Here is a 22,027-nt window from a genome sequence, read left to right on the forward strand (position 1 = left end):
CAGCTTCCGCACGGCATATACGCATTGGACGGAGGTCTGGGTGCACGAGCCCGACGTAGCGTCCAAACTTGAGGCTGGCGGAAAACCTCAGTTCCGAGATCCGCTATCCCTCAAACAGCTAGTCCAAATGCGTGGTCTATCAATTCGTCCTGAGTATGACGCTGAGCGCCGTCATGCGGTCGGTGGGTGCGCCTAGCGCAACTAACGCTCGAACGTGGTCTGCCGCCAGCTTGTGATTGGTGCGTCTGGCAAGGAACTGATAGTGCGCGGAAAGTACAGCAGCCAGGGGGTCTTCGACATCTCGGCCGGATGCGATGGCGGCAGCGCGTATACCTGACAACACATGAGGGAGGGTTGAGGGGTTCAACCAACGCTCTCGGATTATACGTGACAGTAACGCGACCAAATTCTGGCTGCAGTCTGTCGCCGACCCGGAGACTCGGATAAGCCAGAAAGCGACCGCGTATGTCCAACCGGCCAGCGATTCGGGATCGTTATGCGACTCTGTCATCGCTTTGACTGCAAAGCCCACGAGCCGCACCGGATCGGAGTGATGCGGCGCGTACGCAATGACGTGGGCTAGTTCGGTGGGGCGCCACCCGGTGAGACGGGCCGCGTCTTCAAGCCTGGCTGGTAATACGACCGCGGGTACGTGGCCGGTGCAGAGTAACTGCGCTTCCGCGATTTCGGCCAACTCTGGCAGGACAATGTGATTGTCGACCGCATCGGCGACCAGCTGGCGGGTCGAGAATGTCGCGACTCCCCGTGACTCCGCAAAACGTCGAACCCAGGCGTCGTCACACCAGAGACTGGCGTCAATAACGAAAGCTCGATCGGTGGCGGTCAGCCACACGTAGTCGCCGTCCTTAGATGAAATCTCCGGGAGGTGTCGAACTCGCAAATGATCGACGACCTGCAGTTTGGCGTATAGCTGTTGTATGCGTCGGGCACGCAGGTGTCGGGCTTGAGCCTCTGACTCGGTGATAGTGAGAACGCGCGGCGTGCCGTCAGGAGATCGTCCGACAGTCATAGTCGACTGCATTTCCAGTTCTCGCACAGCCTGCGCCGCGTCGCGGGCTTGTGCGCTCACACCTTGCAGGCTCGGGTCTGCGTAACCAAGGAGGACGTCAGCAAGATCCGGAAGTAGGGAGAGAGTATTGAGAGCAGAGACGTCGACAACGATAGTCGACCCATGCCAAGGCTTCGGCATCGTCGGGCAATGCGATTCGATTTCCGTATACACAGGTCCGCCGCGGGACGCGAGGAGTTGGGTGTAGGGACGACGAAACACGGTCGAAGCAACACCGAGCGGGAACTCGCCGGAGGCGATTTTGGAATCGATCTCGGTCGTGTCGGGAAGGTCCGAGACGATCGTTGCAAGGGTGGCGAGTGGATCGTTTGAATCGATCGCGTGTCGGTGGAATACGTTGGGCAGCTTCTGGATTAGATCGGCTAGCAACGTCTCGACATCGTAGTGGTCGTTGGCCGCGGGATTTCTATCTGAGAAGAGAAGTGCCCGACTCGCGGCTTCGAGGACGCGCTCGTTGTCCTTCCAATCATCCAGAAGAACCTTGAACTCGGCGATCGAGGTCTTGACGCTGTGCTTCCCGTGTCGCCAAAGCTCCACCCATACGATCGCTTCGAACTCAGTGCGTGGTCTCGGCGAACCGGCGACAGAGTACGTATCAAACGCGGCGCTGATATCGCCGAGTTGCGCCTGGCAAACTACAAGCGCCCATTGCGCATCCGGACTACTCGGCACGTGCGCAAGGTACTGCGCTGCGGAGTCGGCGGCCTCCGCCCAACGTCCAGACTGAACGAGCAATTCCACCAAGAATGCCCACGCTTCGACACGTCGACCCCATCGCTGAGGTGCCACCTGGATCGCAGTTCGTGCTGCTGCAACCGCATCCTCAATCTTGCTGACGTGAGCGAAGTAAGACCCCGCTGCCATAAGGAGATAGGGGTCATTGAGCTTCTCGCCGACTTGTATCGCCAGTTTTGCCGCATCCTCCGCTCTTCCCTGACGGTAGAGGAGCTCGGATGCGGCAATGGCCAATAACCGGTTACTCCTCGCCTGGGCGATAAGTGTCTGAACTTGTCCATAGATGCCACGAGCGGCCGAATCGATGAGTTGGAGTTGTGCACTGACTTCGGGTGAAACGACTGGTAGCGAAGTTGGCATGTGCCCAACGAGGGCCAGCTGATATGCGATGTTCAGTTTGTCGTTGGCATCCCGGGAGAGTTCGTAAGCGCGTCGCCACGACTCGGCTGCGCTCTCCGTGTCGCCGCCACGCTGCGCAGTCAGTGCATCCACCTGGTGGCCGACAGGGTCGTCATGGCTTAGACGAGAGCGATAGATGTCCACTTCGTTGGAGTCGAGGATATGAGCCGCCGACATGGCTGCGCTTGCCAAGATGGATGCGTCACTCGCTTCTTCGGGAATCGCGTCGCCGTCCGGGGCTGGCTGTGTGAGCTTCAGCGCAAACTCGTGATCACCTAATAGATTTGCGGCGTCAACGGCGAGGCTAAGTGCTTCTGCGCTTTCGCCGAACCATCGGCGCCGCTCGTCGCGAATCATGATGGCGAGGTCCAGACACTCCTGCAAGTCTGAGAACTGTACAGCGGACTCGCGTCGGGCCGCTCGGCCCAGTCGTGCTTTGGTGTGGTCCAGGAGGGGAGTCGTGCTACCGAACTTCTCGTGCGAAGCGGTCGCGATTGAGCGCATCGCCTCTTGATCTTCTGCTGCGCAGGCGAATTGGTACTCCACTGCGGCCTTAAACGCTGACTCTCCGATATCGATCGGCAACCACCGCTCGAGATGCTGGTGAGCTGCGTTAAGGTCTTGGCGCAGATATGCGGCGACGGCGTCAGCAAGGGGATGCCGACCGAGAAACTGTGAGATGGCCGCGCGCTGGTCCTGGTCCGTGTCCCCGCAGTCGAGAAGGGCCGCGCGGATGAGCCAGTAGTCTGCGGGTGTCGCGCCAGCCTCGACGGCGTAAACCATCAAACTCGCTGTTGCCGTCGCTGTGTAGTCTGCAGCCAAGTCAGCGAACCACGCAAGGACAGGCGCCTCCGACTCGGATAACCAGTTGGGATGAGTCTGTGCCCAGTCTTCGATCGCCTGCCGTCTGTTCTGTGCTTGCGCAACTTCGAATACTACTCGTTCGATTGAGGGGTGCTGGCTCTGCAGTTCTCGTGCACGAGTGGCCCGGACTGGTGGAAGCGACTCGAGGTTGGTCGCGAACGAGGTTCGGTAGTGGCTGCCCTTGGAAGTGGTGGTCGCATAGTGCTTTTTCAGTTCGCCTATGGCGGAGCGTATTTGCGTCTCTGTCGCGCGGTTAGGGCTCACGCTACGTGTGTACTCACTGAGCAATATCGCGACCAGCGCGTCCGACTGTTGTCCGTTTGGCGACCAGGTCTCGCGCCGTTTACCTAACCCCCTGAGATCGGAAGATACTCGATCGTATTGATCTGGGTCTCCACTTTGGAATGCGGTGTCAGCATGCCCCTCGCTCAGGTACCGCTTGAGGGGCCAGTAAGGGGGTCGTGGCAGTTCCTCTCGCTTCGCGCGCTTCCGTACGGCGCGCGCGACGCGCCACGGAACAGTCCACTTTTGTATGGGCGGTAGCGCGACTCGTGTCGCGATCGGACCTGCGGCTCTAATCAGTACTGTCCACTCCACAGCCATGAGCTGGGCACTCCCTTACCGTGTTTCGTTTGGTCGTGAAGTTACCGGACGCCTCCGACATTAGGTCCGAGTGTCATGGGTGAGAAATAGACTAGTTTGATGGATATTCTCCAGGTCATCGCTGAGAACCGCTTTGTTCACGAGTGGCTGAGTGACGCTTTTCTTGAAGAGTCGCGGGACATGGCGGTAGGCGAGGAGGCCAGGCGCCACCACTACGTCCCGGAGTTCTATCTCCGCCGCTGGACAATCGACGGACTTGTGAAGACAGTTGATGTTGACTCGCGTCGTGCGAAGCGACCTCTCGCGCCTAAGAGCATCGCTTTCGAGCGCGACCTGTACACGGTCCCTCACCACGCGATGGACGACGCGCCATCGAGGTGGGTGGAGACGTACCTGTCGAGAGTTGAGAACGAGGCTGCAAAGAGAGTCGGAAGGCTCGTGGAAGGCGAGCTCGGCCCTGTTGTCGACGTGGGTCTTAAAGCTGACCTGGCCGTATTTCTTGGGTTACAGATCGGTCGAACTGCCGCCGCCCGTCGGCGATCACTGATCATTGCGGAAGCTCCCGACGTAGTGAAGCTTTCACTGCTCACACGGATGGCACCTCACGCGACGAGCACGCAGATTGAACATTCAGTTCAGGACCAACTCGTGGATAGCACGGCGGGGGCAATTCGAATGCTGATCGAACAGGTCAAGAATGTCAACGCGTCGACACTCTTCAAACGTAACTGGGCGGTTTACGAACCTTCCGGACCGCTTGTGACATCCGATGAACCTGTCGTCTTGATCGCCGGTCCACCGTTCGCTCGCGACGGCAACGCCGGCACCGCGCTGAGCGGGGTTATCGTCTACCCGCTGAGCCCTAAACGTGCGCTTGTGATGCTGCGATCAGACCTGTGGCACAGGTCGCCGTTTTCGCTCACTCGTGGCGAGACTCGGCGCCTAAACCGCGAGATCGTCGCGAACGCGGCGAAGAGCGCGTTTGAGCGCCCATCCGATGAGATCATCGAAAGTTCCGAGGTGCCGTGCCGCAGGCCAACAGCGGAACCTGAGTACTCCACCCTGACCGTGGACGACGCGATCGACCTAATGCGACGACTCGCAACGCAGAAGAGTCGATGGACTGGAATCGAAAGCCCCCCTACTTGGCCTGTCCTTCGCTGGCACCGTTGAGCACATGCACTCGGCCCGCTCTGGTGCCGCTTATGCGCGGTAACGCTCCCCCGCCGGTGTAGACACACGGGGAGAACTCGGCGGAGCTTCCTCGTTACAGTCAAATCCCTATGGTGCGGCAGCTACTAGACCCTCTGGAAGGATCACAGGACCAGTGGCGCATGCGTGCGACCACCCGATCCCGAAGTGTCGTTGAGGTAGTTAAGTGACAGTGGCATAGATTGACTCAATCTGATGGTGCTCTGCGAACCACACGTCATGTCGGCGAAGCACGGCTGGTCGGCGTCGTCGGTGGCGTCCGCGGTGACCCGCTGCAGGGGGGCGGGTTCGATACCCGAACTGATCCGCCCGATCTGGGAGCGGTGGATCGCGAGCGAGGTCTCCGACCTTTTTCCTTATAGACCAGGCCGACCGAGGTTTCAGGGCCATGGACGAGCGTTGTTCGACCGGCGAGCTTTTTAGGTCGCGGCGGTCCGGACCCGGCCTGCCTGCCGCCTCCGAAAAATGCTCAGACCTCGCGGTCGGCCAACTCCCCGGCGTTGCGCGTCCACGCGAGGTAACCGATGCCGACTCCGGTGAACCACACCGCACCGACCATGAGCGCGATACGCCCGTCCTCGTCGAAGAAGAGCAATACGAAAACCATGACCAGGAACGCGAGTGCAAGCCACGTGGTGACCGGCGCCCCGGGCACCCGGTAGTCGGAGGCGGGCAGATCGCCGCGTGCGACCTTGCGCCGGAAGGCCATCTGGCACAGCAGGATCGTCGACCAGATCACGATGATGCCGACCGTCGAGACCGCCGTGATGTACGCGAAGGCGTGTTCGGGGTCCAACACGTTGACCACCACGCCGAGGACCATCACCGCAGCGCTCACGGCGATGCCCGCGGCCGGGACCTTGCGGCTCGACAGCTTCGTCAGCTGCTTCGGGGCGTCACCGGTGTGCGCCAGCGACCGCAGCATACGGCCGGTGGAGTAGATACCGGAGTTGCAGGATGACAGGGCGGCGGTCAGCAGGATGAAGTTCACGATCCCCGCGGCTCCGGGGATGCCGATGTAGGAGAAGACGGACACGAACGGGCTCTCGCCCTCCTGATAGTCGTTCCAGCTGCGCACCGACAAGATGACGATGATGGCGCCGACGTAGAAGATGCCGATGCGGAAGGGCACCGAGTTGATCGCCTTGCGCAGCGTGACCCGCGGATTCTCGGCCTCACCCGCGGTGACGCCGACCAGCTCGACGCCGACATAGGCGAACATCACGATCTGCAGGCTGAGCATGGCATTGCTGAAGCCGGTGGCGAAGAATCCGCCGTCGTTCCAGAGATTGGTGACCGACGGTCCGGTCTCCGGGCCGAACCCGGAGATCGGGAGCAGCACGCCGATGCCGACGACGATCATGCCGACGATGGCGGTCACCTTGATCGCGGAGAACCAGAACTCGGCCTTTCCGAACAGCCCGACCGAGATGAGGTTCGCGCAGAACAGGACGAGAAGTGCGACCAGTGCGGTCAGCCAGACGGGGACCGACGGCCACCAGTAGTTGATGTACTTGCCGGCGACGGTGATCTCGGCCATGCACGTGGTGGTCCACACGGCCCAGTAGGTCCAGCCCTGGCTGAACCCGGCGAAGCGGCCGAGGAACTCGTCGGCGTACTCGCTGATCCCGCCCGAGATCGGACGGTAGATCAGCAACTCGCCGAGTGCCCGCATCACGATGAAGATGGCGAGGCCTGCGAGTGCATAGGCGAGGACGAGCGCCGGTCCGGCTTTCTCGATCGCTCCGCCCGACCCGTAGAAGAGTCCGGTGCCGATCGCACCGCCGATGGCGATCATCTGGACGGTGCGCGCGGTGAGCCCGCGCTGGTAACCCTCGTCTGCGTCGACGCCGGTTTCGGCGCTTCCGTGCTCGATCGTCACGTGGAGAACTCCTGACCGCCATTGCGTTGGTTGGCGGTCCTCAGGGTAACGACGACCACGCAGCCGGATTCACCAGCCTGAATTGTCGGATTCACTTGCGCGGGACCAAATCGGGACCCCACGTTGTTGCGCATGATGACGCCGGAGAGCTCTGCCAGATCGACGAGCGGCCGGCGTCGACAGGAGGAATCGTGAGCCACGAATACCGCAAGACCCCCGAGGCCCTGAACCGCCTCACCGACGCGCAGTTCCGCGTCACCCAGCGCGACGGCACCGAGCGCGCCTTCGACAACGAGTACTGGGACAACCACGAGCCGGGTATCTACGTCGACGTGGTTTCCGGCCAGCCGCTGTTCTCGTCCACCGACAAGTACGACAGCGGCACCGGATGGCCGAGCTTCACCAGACCCATCGACGCCGCCGCCGTGACGACCAAGTCCGATCGCACCCTGTGGATGCGACGCACGGAGGTGCGTTCGTCGGGGGCCGACAGCCACCTCGGCCACGTCTTCGACGACGGTCCGCGCGAAGCCGGCGGACTGCGCTACTGCATGAATTCGGCAGCCCTGCGCTTCATCCCGGCTCGCGACCTCGAAGCCGAGGGCTACGGGCAGTACGCCGGGCTGTTCGGCGACACCACAACCGCAGACACCCATACCGAAGGGGAGACCGCATGACCACCGACACCGGCCAGATCACCGTCCGACCCGGCACCGAGACCGCGGTCCTCGCCGGCGGATGCTTCTGGGGGATGGAAGACCTGATCCGCAAGCAGCCGGGTGTCCTCGACACCCGCGTCGGCTACACCGGCGGTCAGAACGACCACGCCACCTATCGCAACCATCCCGGTCATGCCGAGGCCGTCGAGATCGTGTTCGACCCGACGCAGACCACGTACCGGGACATTCTGGCGTTCTTCTTCCAGATCCACGATCCGACCACTCGTAACCGGCAGGGCAACGACGTCGGGACGAGCTACCGGTCGGCGATCTTCCCGCTGAGCCCGGAGCAGGAGCAGGTGGCCCGGGACACGATCGCCGACGTGAACGCGTCGGGCCTGTGGCCGGGTGCGGCGGTCACGACCATCGAGCCCGCGGGGCCGTTCTGGGAGGCCGAACCCGAGCATCAGGACTACCTGCTGAGGTATCCGTCCGGCTACACCTGCCACTTCCCGCGCGCCCGTTTCCTTCCCGCCTATTGAACTCGATAAGCGGGAAGGAGGCGCCACCGCGCGAACCCGCAACCACTGCGACCGTTGAGCCGACGGTGCCGAACCCGCAACCAGCGCGGGCGGGAACGTCGTCAGCGGGCGGACGGTCCGGCGCCGTTCTGAGGTGCCAGAATCGTGCGCACCTGCCTGTGCCGACGTCGAAGGAGCTGTCATGACCGATGCTGACATCGGGAAGGTGCTCGTCGTCGGGGCCGTGAACGTCGACCTCGTCGTCGGTGCCGATCGGCTGCCCGGCCCCGGCGAGACCGTCGTCGGGCCGGACGTGGCCCGCCACGGAGGTGGCAAGGGGGCGAACGCCGCTGTCGCGGCGGCGCGATCAGGCGCGGCTGTCCGGTACTGCGGCGCGGTCGGTGACGACGAGATGGGAGCGGGGGCTCTCGCGGAGCTCGCGGACGAGGGCGTCGATGTCACCGAGGTCACCCGGGTCGCCGGAGTCGCCACCGGCGCCGCGCTGATCGTGGTGGATCCGTCCGGCGAGAATCAGATCGCGGTGGGGTCGGGGGCGAATGCGCGTGTCGACCCCGAGCGGGTGCGCGCGGCCGTCGCCCGCGCCGCGGGCTGGGGAGACGGTTGCGTACTCGTCAGCACCGAGATAGCCCCCGACGCAGCCATTGCCGCGGTGAAAGCGGCTGCGGAACAGGGCGTCCCGTGCGTGGTCAATCCGGCCCCGGTGCTCGACGAACTCGTCGGCGTGCTCTCGGTTCCGGACATCCTCACCCCCAACGCCTCGGAACTGCGCGACCTGTACGTGCCGGCGACACCTTCAACGGCGTGCTGGCGGCTTCCCTTGCGGCCGGCGACGATCTCGTGACGGCTGCGCGGCGTGGTGCGGCAGCAGCGTCGTTGTCGGTGGTTCACGTCGGGGCGCGCACCGGGATGCCGACGGCGGCAGCGATCCAGCGCGCGGCGTCGGGAACCTAACGCGTCATCGGCTGGGGCCGCTCCATGTAGAGATGGTGTTCGTCGCTCGGAATGAAGTAATCACCCTTGCCGCCGGCGCGTAACAGGGGCCGGGGGAGCGCCGTGTCGTAGGTCAGGTCGTCACCGAGAAGCGTCGTCGAGATGTGCACCTTCACGACCTCGCCGAGGACCATCCAGGTGTCCACGGACTCGCCTGCGGCGGACCGCAGTTGAAAGGCCTCGGTGACCAGGCACTCGAAGTTGACCGGGCTCTGCGCGACCCGGGACGGGCGAACCAGGTCGGAGTCGACCGCGGTCAGGCCGGCGTGGTCGAACTCGTCGACGTCCGCAGGAAGCGCGGCGGAGGTTTGGTTCATCTGCTCGCCGATCGCCTCGGTCGCGAGGTTCCACACGAACTCACCGGTCGACTTGGCATTGGCGACAGTGTCTTTCCAGCCGATGCTGGCGAAGCCGATGATCGGAGGGGAGTAGTTGAAGAGGTTGAAGAAGCTGTAGGGGGCGAGATTTCGCACCCCGGCGTCGGACACCGTGGAGATCCAGCCGATGGGACGCGGCGCGATGATCGCGTTGAGGGGGTCATGGGCGAGCCGGTGGCCCGCGGCCGGCTCGTAGGAGTGGTACCCGGTCATCGCTTCACCGTACGTGAGTGCTCCATCGTGTCCCGGGGCAACACCGTCCGGAGACGAGATGACGGCGCCGAGTACCCTCGACGAGATCGACGAGAGAGGCTGACATGGCTGGTGACGACACGACACCGCAGTTCACCGAGGACGTGGTGGCCGGGGTGCTGGCGCACATGAACGGCGACCACGCCGACGATTCACTGGTCATCTGCCACGCTCTCGGACAACGACGGGACGCGACTGCGGCCGTGATGACCGGATTCGATCACGAAGCCGCGATCTTCGACGTCACCGTCCCGGAAGGGGTCGTCGAGATGCGATTCGAGTGGGACCGTCCCGTGGTGAACCGGACGGACGTACGCGTGGCCGTGGTGGCGATGTTCCGGGATGCGCAGACCCGCCTGGGGGCGACGCCGGAGAGATAGCTCACGCACGGATACCGCAGGGTCCAGACTTCAGTATCCTGAGGTGCGACTTGTCAGTGACAACGACGGGAATCGCGTGACCCTCTCCTCCGATGCCGGGCTCCGGACGTTCGCAAATCTTCGGGACCTGGGTGGGCTGCCCCTCGCGTCGGGCGGTGTCACGATGCCGAACGTGTTGATCCGCAGCGACGCGCCCTATCCCGCCGACGAGGACCCGGCGGGGGTGCCGTGGCCGCCGAGTACCGTCGTCGACCTGCGGAACCCCACGGAGATCGAGCCGATAGCGGTCACCTGGCCGTCGGGTGTGCGGGTCGTCAACCGGCAGGTGTCGTCGAGTGCGCGTATCGACCGGCTCGCCGACACGGCGCTCATCGAGATCTATTCGTCGGTCATCCGCACCGGGCAACACCGGCTCACCGCGGCTCTCAACGAATTCGATTCCACCGGTTCGACACTCGTGCACTGCGCGGCCGGCAAGGATCGTACGGGCATGGTCGTGGCGATCGCACTGCTCCTCGCCGGGGTCGAGGCGGATTCGGTGATCGCCGACTACCAGCGCACCGAGGACTTCATCGCCGGGGTCTTCGCACGATTGCGCGAGCGGCGGAGAATCCCGGCCGGCACCACACTCGCCGCTCCGATCCTGCGGACTCCGCGTGAGGCCATCGACCTCGTCATCGACGAGGTGACCGGCGCGCCGGGCGGGGCCTGGGGATGGTTCGAGGCGAACGGCGGCGACGTCCGGCATTTCGAGCGGTGGGTCGCCGGCTTCGTCGGCTGAATCGTCTCAGACCCGCTCGAAGATCGCGGTGAGCCCCTGGCCGCCACCGATGCACATGGTCTCGAGTCCGAAACGTGCCTCACGACGGTCGAGTTCACGCAGCAGTGTCGTCAGGATCCGCACGCCGGTCGCACCGACCGGGTGACCCAATGAGATACCCGACCCGTTGACATTGGTGCGCTCGAAATCGGCGTCGGCGAACTTCCACTCTCGAGTGACCGCGAGCGCCTGGGCGGCGAAGGCCTCGTTCAGTTCGATGAGATCGATGTCGGACAGTTCGAGACCCGCCCGTGCGAGTGCCTTGGCGGTGGAGGGGACCGGGCCGATGCCCATCACCTCCGGTCCGACACCGGCGACCGCCCAGGTGACCAGGCGGGCGAGCGGATCGAGACCCAGGCGTTCGGCATTCGCCCGGGTGGTCACCAGTGTGGCGGCGGCGCCGTCGTTCTGACCGCTGGCGTTGCCGGCGGTGACGGTCGCCTCGGGATCGGACCTGACCATGATCGGCCGCAGTCGGGCCAGCGACTCCAGCGTGGTGTCGGCACGGGGATGTTCGTCGCGGTCGACGACCTGGTCGTCGCCTTTGCGCTGCGGAACCGACACCGGCACGATCTCTTTCGCGAACTTGCCGCTCTCGATGGCGGCCACGGCCCGTCGATGCGATTCGACGGCCAACTCGTCCTGTTCCCGGCGCGGGATCGAGTACTCGCGGCGGAGGTTCTCCGCGGTCTCGAGCATGCCACCGGGGACCGGATGGTTCTTTCCGCCCGCGGTGACGCGGCCGCGGGCCAGCCGATCGTGCAGGGTGGCCGGCGCACCCTTGGCGCCCCATCGCATCGACTCGGTGTAATACTCTGCGCGACTCATGGATTCGACGCCGCCGGCGATCACCAGCTCGGCGACCCCGGTCTGGATGCGCATCGCGGCATCGAGTACCGCCTGTAGGCCGGAACCGCAGCGTCGGTCGAGCTGGGAACCCGGCACGGTGACGGGGAGTCCCGCATCGAGTGCGGCGACGCGACCGATGGCCGGCGCCTCGCCATTGGGATAACACTGGCCGAAGATCACGTCGTCGACACTCTCCGGGTCGATCGCGGTGCGTTGCAACAGTGCCGAGATCACCGTCGCGGCCAGGTCGGTCGCCGGGACGTCGACGAACGAACCGCCGTAGCGTCCCACGGGCGTACGGAGTGGCTCACAGATCACGACATCGTCGGCTGCGGGTGGTGCGGTGTTCACGCTCATGCGGGTGTTCCTTTGCGGTAGTCCACTTCCTGGCCTGCCCACCGCTGCGCCCAGTCGCGCAGCTCGACAGCCCGGATCTTGGTTCCGTTGCCCCCGACCGTGGTCGGCATCTCCTCGATCACGTGTACGGCGGCAGGCACCTTGAATGCGGCCAGGCGGTCGCGGCACCAGGCCTTCAACGCGGCGGCGTCGAGGTCGGCGTCGGGGGCGACGGGTACGACGAAGGCCACCGCCTCGGTGTAACCACCAGAACCGGTGATCCCGACGACCTTCGCGGTCTGTACGTTCTCGTGTTCGGCGAGGCGGTGTTCGATCTCCGCCGGGTCGACGAGGAAACCTCGTAGCCGCAACACATCCCCCATGCGGCACACATAACGGAAGCCACCGGTGTCGAGGGTGCGCGCGAGATCGCCGCTGCGGAACCAGCCGTCGGTGGTGAATGCCCGCGTGGCGGCTTCCGGGCTGCCGAGATACGCGTCGACGACGTTGGGACCGCGGAACTGCAGTTCACCCTCCTCGTCGGCTCCCAGGATGCGGTCGTCGAACGGATCGACGACACGGACCTCGATGGCATCCTCCACCGGCCGGCCACCGCCGTTCCAGCGCAACGATTCCGGGTCGTCGGAAGACCACAGCAGAGCGAGAGCGAAGACCTCCGACGAACCGAAGACACCCGTCGTCTGGGCGCCGGCCTCGTCGCGCGCCCACCGGGCGATGTCATGGGACCGGCCGAGGAAGTCCGCGATGCCGAGCCAACGCAGCGAGCTCAGGTCGGTACGCCGGCCGTCATGCCAGGTGTCGTACAGGCGCCCGAAGAGGTCGTCGCCGCCGACGATGTGGGTCACACGCAGCGATTCGACTCGATCGAGGGTGGCCACCGCGTCGAAGACGGGCTCCATCAGGATGGCTGCGCCACCGGCGAGACCGGCCATGGCAGTGCTGAATCCGAAGACACCCGACACGGGTAGGACGCCGAGGACCACGTCGCCCTGGCGGACGTCCATGATGACGGAATCGGCATGCGCATGGCGGACGACGGCGCAATCCCGGTGCGCGGCGAGCTTGGGGGTCCCGGTGGAGCCCGAGGTCGTGAATGCGACCCCGAGTTCACCGGTGTCCGCAGCGCGCTCACCCGCAGGTGTCCATGCCGCCGTCGATGGGGTCGCGGGTGCGTGAACGCCGGTGGTGTCGCCACTTCCGGCGATCCAGGCTCCCGCGCCGAGATCGAAGTCGGACGGCGTCGCGGTGGGACTCAACGGCCCGGGGACGACCGCGATCGCGGGAACGGGATCGGCCGCCGAACTCGCATCGCGCAAGGTGCCGAAGATGTCGAGCCCGTGGAACTGCGCGGGGACGGCGACCACCGCAGGCCGCGCCGAGGTCAGGATGTGGGCGACCTCGCCGACGTTGTACCGGGTGTTGACCCCGATGACGTGCGCACCGACGGCCGACGCGGCGAACTGCCAGACGAGCGCATCGGACCAGTTCGGCAGATATACCGCCAGGCACTGGCCTCGACGGACACCGATGTCGGACAGCTCTTCGCGCAGCCGCTCGACTCGTCGTGCGAGTTCGGATCGGGCGAGGGTGATCACCTCGCCGTCGGCGACGTCCATCGCCACCGGGCTGTCCGGGGACTTCTGGACGAGGTCGGCGAGCATCCCGGCGAGCGTGGGACGGGTGGTGACGGTCATGACACGACCTCCGGGGTGCGCGTGCCGGCCGGCAGGGACCGCAGCCAGGCGTCGGCGCGCGAACCGAAGTCGGGGAGCTCCTCCATCGGATAGTGGCCGTATCCGGCCAGCTCGGTGAACTCCGCACGCGGACCGTCGAGTTCGTTGATCTCGTCGGCGGCTCGGCGGACGGCGTCCAGGCTGATCCACGGATCGTCGGCACCGCAGACCAGATGCAGGCCACAGGTGAGTTCGGTGAGCCGGTCGCGGACATCGTGACTGCCCCAGCCGATGAGGTCCGACGAGGAGATCTCCGGGTCCTCACGTTTGTGCATGAGGCCGATGAGATGTGCCCGCGCCGCGGGCACCGCCCGTCCTACGGAGGCCATGCTGCCGAGGTAGGTGCGATCCGCGCGGGCGGGTCCGGCGACATCCTCGAGTTCGCGTCGTAGACCGGCGATCTTGACCCGACCGGGTCCGGTCTCGGCAGCCATGGCCACGGCCCCGGCGAGGGGGTAGTCGGGTCGCGTCGCCAGTTCGAGCGTGAGCTTGCCGCCGATGGAACACCCGATGACATACGGCCGCTCGACGTCCAGGCGCCGAAGGACGGCGGTGAGCCAGTCGGCGTAGTCGCCGAGGTCGGTGATCGGGCCGGTTGGGCAGGGCTCGGAGCGTCCGTGACCCGGTAGGTCCGGGACGATGACGCGGTAGCCGCGGTCGGCGATGTCCTGTGCGGCACGCCGCCATTGGACGCCGCTCTGTCCGGCGGTGTGGATGCACAGCACCGTCGGTAGGTCGGCGACGCGTCGGACCGGCGTGGTGGGGTCGGCGGTGACGATCTCGACGAACGCCAACGCGCCCCGGATCTCGAGGTAGCGTGCCTCGATCATGAGTGCACCTCCCGCGCCATCGCCCGCGCGTTCTGGATGATCGCGTGGAGCGGCTTGGTCAATCGCAGATACTCGTATCCGTTTCCGGCGGAGGAGAACTCACCACGGAGTGCGCGACGCATGAAGTCATCTGAGTCGGAGAGCATCAGATCCACCCAGGTGACAGGGGCCGCTTCGAAGGTGAACGTGGCACCCAGGAGCGCGCGCCGCGTGACGTCGATGACCTGGCCCTTGTAGATGCGCAGGTGCACTTCGCGGTCACCGCAACGCAGTCCGACGGTGCCGTCCCAGGTGGAGACCGACGAGGTGAACGCGGCGTCGTGATGCAGGCGTTCACGCAGTTGCTCACCCCACTCGATCGAACAGAAGTCAAGCGACGGAATCACTTCGGGCCGGTTCTCGGTACGCCAGGTTTCCGTTCCGGATTCGCGAACCCGTCCGGCGTCGTCGAGCAGCCGGACCTCACGGTCGATGCCGTCGGGTCCGACGCGGGTCACGACGGTGGTGGCGTGGACACGGTCCGACCCGGTGATCGGCTTTGTGGCCGACCAGGTGACACCGACCCGTTCGGCGGCCGGGACCGGGTCGGTCAGCCACTCCGCCACCACCATCCCGAACGACGGTGAACGAGCGGGGATGCGGAGCCCGTGGCGGTAGAGGACATCGGCGGCCGGTTCGGTGCCGGTCGAGGTCCGGACACCGACGCGGATCGATGCGAGGGCGGAACTCATGACCCGGCCCTGCCCAGCAACTCGTCGGAGATGATCCGCATCTGGATCTCGCTGGTGCCTTCGAAGATCTTCGTGAGACGTGCGTCGCGCCAATGACGTTCGACCTGGAAGTCGGTGGTGTAGCCGGCGCCACCGTGGATCTGGACGGCCTCGCTGGTCACCCGTTCGGCCATCTCGGTGGCGACGAGTTTGCACATGGAGGCCTCGAGCGAACAACGCCGGCCGGTGTCGATGTCGGTGGCGACCGAGTACATCAACTGCCGCGCCGCCTCGATGTCGGCGGCCATCCTGGCGATCTTGAAACGCAGGTGCTGGAAGTCCGCGAGTTCGTGGCCGAACTGCTTGCGGGTGTGCATGTAGGCGATGGAGTCCTCGAGTGCGGCGCGGGCCAGGCCGATCGCGCGGGCCGCCGTGTGGGCACGACCGACCTCGAGCCCGCTGACCGCGAGGTAGAAGCCCTTGCCCTCCTCGCCGAGCATGCGGTCGGCGGGGATGCGGAAATCGTCGAAGGACAGTTCCCAGGTGTTCCAGCCGAAGTAGCCGATCTTACGGACCTTGGTGCCGGAGATGCCCTGGGGGAACAGGCCGCGTTCCTTCTCGACGAGGAAGGCGCTGATGCCCCGATGCGGCTTGGCCGGGTCCTTGTTCGGATCGGTACGGGCGAACAGCACGAGGTAGTCGGCCTCGTCGGCGTAGGTGCACCACATCTTGGTGCCGTTGACGACCCAGTCGTCGCCGTCACGGGTCGCCCGGCAGGAGATGTTGGCGACGTCGGAACCAGCCTCGGCCTCGGAAAGCGCATAGGCGCCGAGATATTCGCCGCGCGCCACGCGCGGCAGCAGTGCGGACTCCTGCTCGGGGGTGAATCCGCCGCCCATGCCGTTGCCGCGCGCCAACAGTCCTGACACGCTCATCCACGCCCGCGAGAGTTCTTCGGCGACAAGGCAGTATTCGAAGACGCCGAGCCCGAGGCCGCCGTGCTCCTCGGGAATCATGATGCCGAAGAACCCGACCTCCGCCATCGCCTTCTTGAGCGTGTCGGGGATGGTCCCCTGGACGGGGTCGAGTTCGTTGGCGACCGGCAGCACCTGCTTCATGGCGAAGTCACGGGCGAGGTCGCGGATGGCGATCCGATCCTCGGTCAGGTATCGCGGGCTGTCGGTCCGGGGCTGTGACGGCCGATGGGTCATGGCCTTCTCCTAGTGAATGCGGGCCGGGGTGATCGGGGTTGTGCTCGCGGCCACTCATTAACGTGCGTTCACCATTAGAGCACCGGGTCAGCGCGCGGTCAATGCCTGACCGAGGTCTGGGCGGTATCCGACGAGGTTGAGGGCGTACTGGCCGTAATCCTCGGCGACCTCGGACGCGGTCCGCGGCCCGTCCGGGCGGAACCACACCGGGATCCCGGCGCACATCAGGAGGACCGCGGTGACTGCCTGGTGCACGCGGTCGATGTGGAATAGTCCCTGGTCGACCGCTCTTTCGGCGATGTCGATGAACTGCTGCTCCTGGGCGTCGCGCGAGCCGACGACACGCTTGCGGTCGATCTCGCCCAGGTAGCGCAGTTCCGTGTTCGCCACCAGGCATTCGCGCGGCTTCTGCGCGGTGTAGAGGGCGTGTGCGACGACGGCTGCGCGCCACTGTTCGACGGGGTCCTTGCCGGCCCGGCGGATCGCGTTGCGGGTCGCGGTGAACTGTTCGTCACTCGCGGTGCGGAGGATCTCGACCAGCAGATCGGACTTGTTCTCGAAGTGGTTGTACACGTTTGCGGCGCTGCAACCAGCGCGATTGCCGATGGTGCGCATCGTCGCGCCGTGGAATCCGGCGGTGAAGAACTCGTCGAGCGCGGCGTCGAGGATGCGGTCGCGGGATGCGGCGGTGGCCGATGGCGATCGGGTGTTCATCCGCTCAGGGTAGGGCGGCGTGGTTCCGCCAGCAAGAAAGCGGATTCGTGGGTTGGTTGACGCTCCCAGGAGCCCAGTTTATGGTGTAGATCACATGAACGTACGTTAATATTCCGCTGTCCGACGTCGAACTCTGGAGGATGCGCATGAGCATGAGCACCGAACCCGATCTGGCTGCGCGGTTGACGCGCCTCGAAGATCTCGAGGCGATCCGCGCGCTGGACGCGCGATACTGCCGTCACCTCGACGACGGGAACTGGGATGACCTGATGACTCTGTTCACCGACGACGGTGAGTTCGACGGCCTGTCGAACCCGCGGGGCAGGACCGAGATGCGCGCCTTCTTCGCAGGACTCGCCGATGGCGGCCTCACCTCGTTCTGGCACTTCATCACCAACCTCGAGATCGAGATCGACGGGGACACGGCTGTTGCCCGGTCATTCCTCTGGCAGCCGTGCGTCCTCGACGGTGTCGCGTCGATCGCTGCCGGTCGCTACACCGACGAGCTGGTCAAGCAGGACGGGCGGTGGCTCTACCGCGTGAAGAGGGTGCGCTTCCATTTCTTCGGCCCGCTCGCCGACGGATGGGACGAGAATCGGTTCGCGCTCGACTCGGCACGTGCCGCGGCGGTCAATCCCTGATCGGGCCGTCGCGTACCGGTGAGTGGGCGGAAACCACTTCGCGTCCGGCCGTCGTCGGTAGGGTCGGCCAGGTGTGCAGTCAGTTGACTGATCACGGACCCGACATCTACGGCAGACAAGGATCGGCATGGCGCGTTTGGCGGACAAGGTTGCGTTCATCACGGGCGTCGCCCGAGGACAGGGCCGAGCCCATGCGGTACGGCTCGCGTCCGAGGGAGCGCAGATCATCGGCGTAGACGTCGTCGGACCGCTTCCGGGCGTTCCGTATGATCCGGCCACCGAGGACGATCTCGCCGAGACACAGCGGTTGGTCGAGGACCTCGGCGCCAAGGCCATTCTCACCCGCTGCGACACAAGAGATCTCGACGGTCTTCGGGCCGCGGTTGCCGATGGGGTCGAGGCGCTCGGCGGGCTCGACGTCGTCGTCGCCAACGCGGGTATCTGCATCCCCGAGACCTGGGACGAGGTGACCCCGCAGAGCTTTCGCGACACCATGGACATCAACGTGACCGGCGTCTGGAACACCGTCACCGCCTCGGCTCCCCACCTCATCGGCCGTGGCGGGGGATCGGTCGTCCTGATCAGTTCGCTCGCCGGAAAGAAGCTGCAGCCGTTCATGGTTCACTACACGACAAGCAAGCACGCGCTCGTCGGGATGTCCCGCGCCTTCGCCGCGGAGTTGGGGCAGCACGACATTCGTGTCAACACCGTCCATCCCGGTGCGGTGATCACGCCGATGGGCTCGGGCCGCATGGTCGAACGCATCGAGGAGACGAACAAGGCCAACCCACGCCTTGCCGGGATGGGCATGACCTTCCTCAACCAGTTCGCCGCCGAGGCCGACGAGGTCGCCGGCGTGGTGGCCTTCCTGGCATCGGACGAGTCGAAGTTCATCACTGCCGAGGAGATCTCGATCGACGGCGGCGCGCAGCATTTCTGATACGCGGCGCGCAGCCCTTCTAGGTGGTTCCGCGCGCCATCAGCTCGACCGGCAGGCGCCGCGACTCGACGTCGCGTCCCGCGATCAGATCCAGCAACCCGCGCACCGCGGTCTGCCCGATCTCCAGGGCGGGGGAGTGGATCGTGGTGAGCGGCACCGGAAGCTGCGCGGCGATCGGGATGTCGTTGTAGCCGACGAGGGCCAGGTCCTCGGGGACACGTAGTCCGAGGTCGCGGGCGACGCCGAGCACACCGACGGCGATGGTGTCGGACACCGCGAAGATCGCCCGCGGCCGGTTCGGTGCGTCGAGCAGAACCTGCCCGGCCTCGGTGCCGCCGCGCACCTCGAAACTCGATGCGACGACCCGCGAGTCGGGAAGTTCGATACCTGCCGCCGTGGTCTCGGCCCGGAAGCCGGCGAGTCGATCCGTTGCCGTCGTCGCGTGAGCGGGACCGGCGATGACGGCGAGGTCGGTGTACCCGCGATCGATCAGGTGCCGTGCGGCGAGGGCGCCGCCGCGCACGTCGTCGCCGCCGACGAAGGGGAGTCCGGCGTCTGCATGCCTGGTCAGAGTCAGCATCGGTACGCCGCCCACCCGCAACGAGGCGATGAACTCCCGGCCCGGGCGATGCAATCCGCTGAGGAGGAGGCCGTCGACCTGCCGTCCCACGAGCAGTTCGATGGCCGCACGCTGGGCTTCCGGGTCGTCGGGTGGACTGGACAGGAGCACCGAGTAGCCGGCGCGAGTGGCCTCCTGCTCGATGCCCTGGTAGGTCGTGGCGACCACGCCGTCGGTGAGTCGGGTCATCACGACGCCGAGGGTGGTGGTCTTGCGGGTGCGGAGACTCGCCGCCCAGAGATTGCGCTGGTAGCCCAACTCGTCGGCGACCTCGCGGACCCTCAGTGCCGACTCCGACCAGCCGTCGGCGGGTTCCGACTGTCGCAGCACCCGAGACGCCGTCGACACATGGACCCCCGCGCGCCGGGCGATCTCCTTGAGCGTCGGCGTCCGCTGACCACCGGCCACGCTGGTCCCCATTCCTGTCGAGTGCCTCTGTTGACGCTGCGCGTCGGAGCCCCTACGTTAGTCCATGCAAACGTTCTCGCAACGTTCTCGCCGGACTTGTAGGATCAGTTCTACGCCGCCCGACTCCCCGGAGGTTCCGATGTCTCGCCCCAGCACTCTGACCCAGCTCTTCGCCCTGGACTCGTTGCTCGACGCCGACGAGATCGCGATCCGCGACACCGTCCGCGACTTCGCCGACGCGCGTCTGCGGCCGCACATCGCCGACTGGTTCGAGGACGCGAAACTCCCGGCCCGCGAGATCGCCAAGGAACTCGGTCAGATCGGCGCGCTCGGTATGCACCTCGAGGGCTACGGCTGCCCGGGCATGAGCGCCACCGCCTACGGTCTTGCCTGCCTCGAACTCGAGGCGGTCGACTCCGGTATCCGCAGCCTGGTGTCGGTGCAGGGCTCGCTCGCGATGTTCTCGATCCACCACTGGGGTTCGGAGGAGCAGAAGAACGAGTGGCTGCCGCGCATGGCCGCCGGTGACGCGATCGGATGTTTCGGCCTGACCGAACCCGATTTCGGGTCCAACCCGTCCGGCATGCGCACCAACGCCAAGCGCGACGGCGGTGACTGGCTGCTCAACGGCACCAAGATGTGGATCACCAACGGCTCGATCGCCGACGTCGCGGTCGTGTGGGCCCAGACCGATGAGGGCATCCGCGGCTTCGTGGTCCCCACCGACACCCCCGGGTTCTCCGCGCCGGAGATCCACAAGAAGATGTCGCTGCGCGCGTCCGTGACCTCCGAACTCGTCCTCGACAACGTCCGTCTGCCGGAATCCGCTGTGCTGCCGAAGGCGCAGGGCCTGCGCGGCCCGCTGACCAGCCTGGGTGAGGCCCGGTTCGGCATCATCTTCGGCGCGATCGGCGCCGCCCGCGACTGCCTCGAGACCGCCATCGACTACGCCCGGTCCCGCGAGGTCTTCGACAAGCCGCTCGCCGGGTACCAGCTCACCCAGGCCAAGATCGCCGACATGGCACTCGAGGTCGGCAAGGGGCATCTGCTGGCCTACCACCTCGGCCGTCTGAAGGACCGCGGTGAGATCACCCCCGAACAGGTGAGCACCGGCAAGCTCAACAACACCCGAGAGGCCATCAAGATCGCCCGCGAGTGCCGAACCATCCTGGGCGCCAACGGCATCACGCTCGAGTACCCGGTCATCCGGCACGCCAACAACCTCGAGTCCGTCCTCACCTACGAGGGCACCTCCGAGGTCCACCAGCTCACCATCGGACGTGCCCTCACCGGCGAAGCCGCGTTCCGCTGAGGCAAACCCACCCCTTTTCCGCAAACCCACCACCCACTCGGGGGTGACTTTGCGGAAAAGGGGTGGATTTGCGAGCTGGACGCGTGGAGATCGTCCAGTGCACTGAAACCCCGTTCAGGGGGTTTGCACACGGTAAGTTGGGTACTCGGGTCCACACAGCCGCGGCGGCCGGACGGTCCCGCTACGCCCCGCCCGCCGGGAAGGAGTCCGATCGTGACCAACGCGAACGACGACGTCCATCTTCGCATCGCGGAGATGGCTCGAGAACTGCACGGGGACGAGGCCGACGATGAACTGGTGGCCAAGACCATCGTCGAGGGTGCGGTGTCGGAGATCCCCGGTGCCCAATACGCCGGACTCACGGTCGCGACGGATCGACGATCCATCGAGTCCTTCGGTTCGACGCACGAGATCGCAGAATTGCATGATCGCATCCAGGCGGAGGTCGGTGAGGGACCGTGCCTTTCGGCTGCCCTCCACGACCGGGTTGTCCGCGTCGACGACCTCGAGAAGGACGAGCGGTGGCCGGAGTATCGGAGTCGCGCGATGGACGAGGTGCCGATCCGTTCCGTGCTGTCCTTCCAGCTCTTCGCCAACCAGAACAAGATCGGTGCGCTCAACCTCTTCGCGGACGAGCCACAGGTCTTCGACCTACACGCCGAGGACATCGGCGTTGTCTACGCCACCCACGCCGCGTTGGCCTGGAACACCATCAAGAAGGACCATCAGTTCCACAGCGCCCTCGCCAACCGCGATGTGATCGGCCAGGCGAAGGGCATCCTGATGGAGCGTTTCAGCATCGATGCCGTGGCAGCTTTCGAGCTGTTGAAGAGGCTGTCCCAGGAATCGAACACCAAGCTCGTCGAGATAGCGCGGCAGATCACCGTGAAGAGGTGAC

The 22,027-nt window shown here is 65.5% G+C and carries 19 protein-coding genes and 1 pseudogene; 10 read left to right on the forward strand and 10 right to left on the reverse strand.

Features of this window, described 5'->3' with window-relative positions; translation table 11 throughout:
* Positions 1 to 139 precede the first annotated feature (139 nt).
* On the reverse strand, positions 140 to 3,352 hold the full coding sequence (locus GOAMI_RS20345; protein WP_157228354.1) for a tetratricopeptide repeat protein: 3,213 nt from the start codon (positions 3,350 to 3,352) through the stop codon (positions 140 to 142).
* A gap of 438 nt (positions 3,353 to 3,790) precedes the next feature.
* On the opposite strand from GOAMI_RS20345, the gene GOAMI_RS20350 reads away from it, so the two are divergent.
* On the forward strand, positions 3,791 to 4,864 hold the full coding sequence (locus GOAMI_RS20350) for a DUF4238 domain-containing protein (RefSeq protein WP_006438491.1): 1,074 nt from the start codon (positions 3,791 to 3,793) through the stop codon (positions 4,862 to 4,864).
* Between the two features lie 508 nt (positions 4,865 to 5,372).
* On the opposite strand, the gene GOAMI_RS20355 is transcribed toward GOAMI_RS20350, so the two are convergent.
* Complete coding sequence (locus GOAMI_RS20355; RefSeq protein WP_006438492.1) at positions 5,373 to 6,785, reverse strand: amino acid permease; 1,413 nt, start codon at positions 6,783 to 6,785, stop codon at positions 5,373 to 5,375.
* 191 nt (positions 6,786 to 6,976) lie between these two features.
* On the opposite strand from GOAMI_RS20355, the gene msrB reads away from it, so the two are divergent.
* The 3 genes and pseudogenes from msrB to GOAMI_RS20370 all read left to right on the forward strand — a co-directional run bounded on the left by msrB (position 6,977) and on the right by GOAMI_RS20370 (position 8,937).
* Positions 6,977 to 7,462, forward strand: coding sequence for a peptide-methionine (R)-S-oxide reductase MsrB (gene msrB, locus GOAMI_RS20360; RefSeq protein WP_006438493.1), 486 nt, complete (start codon positions 6,977 to 6,979; stop codon positions 7,460 to 7,462).
* Positions 7,459 to 7,986: a peptide-methionine (S)-S-oxide reductase MsrA gene (msrA, locus tag GOAMI_RS20365; RefSeq protein ID WP_006438494.1), complete on the forward strand. Its 528-nt coding sequence runs from the start codon at positions 7,459 to 7,461 to the stop codon at positions 7,984 to 7,986. The genes msrB and msrA overlap by 4 nt, the downstream gene beginning before the upstream one ends.
* Before the next feature lie 181 nt (positions 7,987 to 8,167).
* Positions 8,168 to 8,937: pseudogene (locus GOAMI_RS20370) on the forward strand (PfkB family carbohydrate kinase).
* Here GOAMI_RS20370 and GOAMI_RS20375 read toward each other — a convergent pair.
* Positions 8,934 to 9,566, reverse strand: a complete 633-nt coding sequence (locus tag GOAMI_RS20375) for a flavin reductase family protein (protein ID WP_006438496.1) — start codon at positions 9,564 to 9,566, stop codon at positions 8,934 to 8,936. The pseudogene GOAMI_RS20370 and the gene GOAMI_RS20375 overlap by 4 nt on opposite strands.
* A 104-nt stretch (positions 9,567 to 9,670) precedes the next feature.
* On the opposite strand from GOAMI_RS20375, the gene GOAMI_RS20380 reads away from it, so the two are divergent.
* Positions 9,671 to 9,985 carry a DUF2470 domain-containing protein gene (locus GOAMI_RS20380; RefSeq protein WP_006438497.1) on the forward strand — a complete coding sequence of 105 codons (315 nt, stop codon included), beginning with the start codon at positions 9,671 to 9,673 and terminating at the stop codon, positions 9,983 to 9,985.
* A gap of 76 nt (positions 9,986 to 10,061) precedes the next feature.
* Positions 10,062 to 10,766 (forward strand): tyrosine-protein phosphatase, encoded by a 705-nt coding sequence (locus GOAMI_RS20385; protein ID WP_006438498.1) that lies wholly within the window; start codon positions 10,062 to 10,064, stop codon positions 10,764 to 10,766.
* Positions 10,767 to 10,772: 6 nt separating this feature from the next.
* On the opposite strand, the gene GOAMI_RS20390 is transcribed toward GOAMI_RS20385, so the two are convergent.
* The 6 genes from GOAMI_RS20390 to GOAMI_RS20415 form a co-directional block, all read right to left on the reverse strand.
* Positions 10,773 to 12,011, reverse strand: coding sequence for an acetyl-CoA C-acetyltransferase (locus GOAMI_RS20390; RefSeq protein WP_006438499.1), 1,239 nt, complete (start codon positions 12,009 to 12,011; stop codon positions 10,773 to 10,775).
* Positions 12,008 to 13,705 (reverse strand): AMP-binding protein, encoded by a 1,698-nt coding sequence (locus GOAMI_RS20395; protein WP_006438500.1) that lies wholly within the window; start codon positions 13,703 to 13,705, stop codon positions 12,008 to 12,010. Before GOAMI_RS20395 ends, GOAMI_RS20390 begins: the two co-directional genes overlap by 4 nt.
* Positions 13,702 to 14,574, reverse strand: a complete 873-nt coding sequence (locus GOAMI_RS20400; protein WP_006438501.1) for an alpha/beta fold hydrolase — start codon at positions 14,572 to 14,574, stop codon at positions 13,702 to 13,704. The genes GOAMI_RS20395 and GOAMI_RS20400 overlap by 4 nt, the downstream gene beginning before the upstream one ends.
* Positions 14,571 to 15,305 (reverse strand): hypothetical protein, encoded by a 735-nt coding sequence (locus GOAMI_RS20405; protein ID WP_006438502.1) that lies wholly within the window; start codon positions 15,303 to 15,305, stop codon positions 14,571 to 14,573. Before GOAMI_RS20405 ends, GOAMI_RS20400 begins: the two co-directional genes overlap by 4 nt.
* Positions 15,302 to 16,495: an acyl-CoA dehydrogenase family protein gene (locus GOAMI_RS20410; protein ID WP_006438503.1), complete on the reverse strand. Its 1,194-nt coding sequence runs from the start codon at positions 16,493 to 16,495 to the stop codon at positions 15,302 to 15,304. Before GOAMI_RS20410 ends, GOAMI_RS20405 begins: the two co-directional genes overlap by 4 nt.
* A gap of 87 nt (positions 16,496 to 16,582) precedes the next feature.
* Positions 16,583 to 17,209: a TetR/AcrR family transcriptional regulator gene (locus tag GOAMI_RS20415; protein WP_006438504.1), complete on the reverse strand. Its 627-nt coding sequence runs from the start codon at positions 17,207 to 17,209 to the stop codon at positions 16,583 to 16,585.
* Between the two features lie 152 nt (positions 17,210 to 17,361).
* On the opposite strand from GOAMI_RS20415, the gene GOAMI_RS20420 reads away from it, so the two are divergent.
* Positions 17,362 to 17,850: a nuclear transport factor 2 family protein gene (locus GOAMI_RS20420; RefSeq protein WP_006438505.1), complete on the forward strand. Its 489-nt coding sequence runs from the start codon at positions 17,362 to 17,364 to the stop codon at positions 17,848 to 17,850.
* 127 nt (positions 17,851 to 17,977) lie between these two features.
* Positions 17,978 to 18,790 carry a mycofactocin-coupled SDR family oxidoreductase gene (locus GOAMI_RS20425; RefSeq protein ID WP_006438506.1) on the forward strand — a complete coding sequence of 271 codons (813 nt, stop codon included), beginning with the start codon at positions 17,978 to 17,980 and terminating at the stop codon, positions 18,788 to 18,790.
* A 19-nt stretch (positions 18,791 to 18,809) separates the two neighbouring features.
* Here GOAMI_RS20425 and GOAMI_RS20430 read toward each other — a convergent pair whose 3' ends face one another.
* The gene (locus GOAMI_RS20430) at positions 18,810 to 19,829 is read right to left on the reverse strand and encodes a LacI family DNA-binding transcriptional regulator (RefSeq protein ID WP_006438507.1); all 1,020 of its coding nucleotides are present in this window, start codon (positions 19,827 to 19,829) and stop codon (positions 18,810 to 18,812) included.
* A 127-nt stretch (positions 19,830 to 19,956) separates the two neighbouring features.
* Here GOAMI_RS20430 and GOAMI_RS20435 point away from each other — a divergent pair, with 127 nt between their 5' ends.
* Both GOAMI_RS20435 and GOAMI_RS20440 read left to right on the forward strand, forming a co-directional pair.
* Positions 19,957 to 21,129, forward strand: a complete 1,173-nt coding sequence (locus GOAMI_RS20435) for an acyl-CoA dehydrogenase family protein (protein WP_006438508.1) — start codon at positions 19,957 to 19,959, stop codon at positions 21,127 to 21,129.
* A 213-nt stretch (positions 21,130 to 21,342) separates the two neighbouring features.
* Positions 21,343 to 22,026, forward strand: coding sequence for a GAF and ANTAR domain-containing protein (locus GOAMI_RS20440; protein WP_006438509.1), 684 nt, complete (start codon positions 21,343 to 21,345; stop codon positions 22,024 to 22,026).
* Position 22,027: the final 1 nt, after the last annotated feature.

It is taken from the genome of Gordonia amicalis NBRC 100051 = JCM 11271, assembly GCF_000332995.1.
Lineage (GTDB): Bacteria > Actinomycetota > Actinomycetes > Mycobacteriales > Mycobacteriaceae > Gordonia > Gordonia amicalis.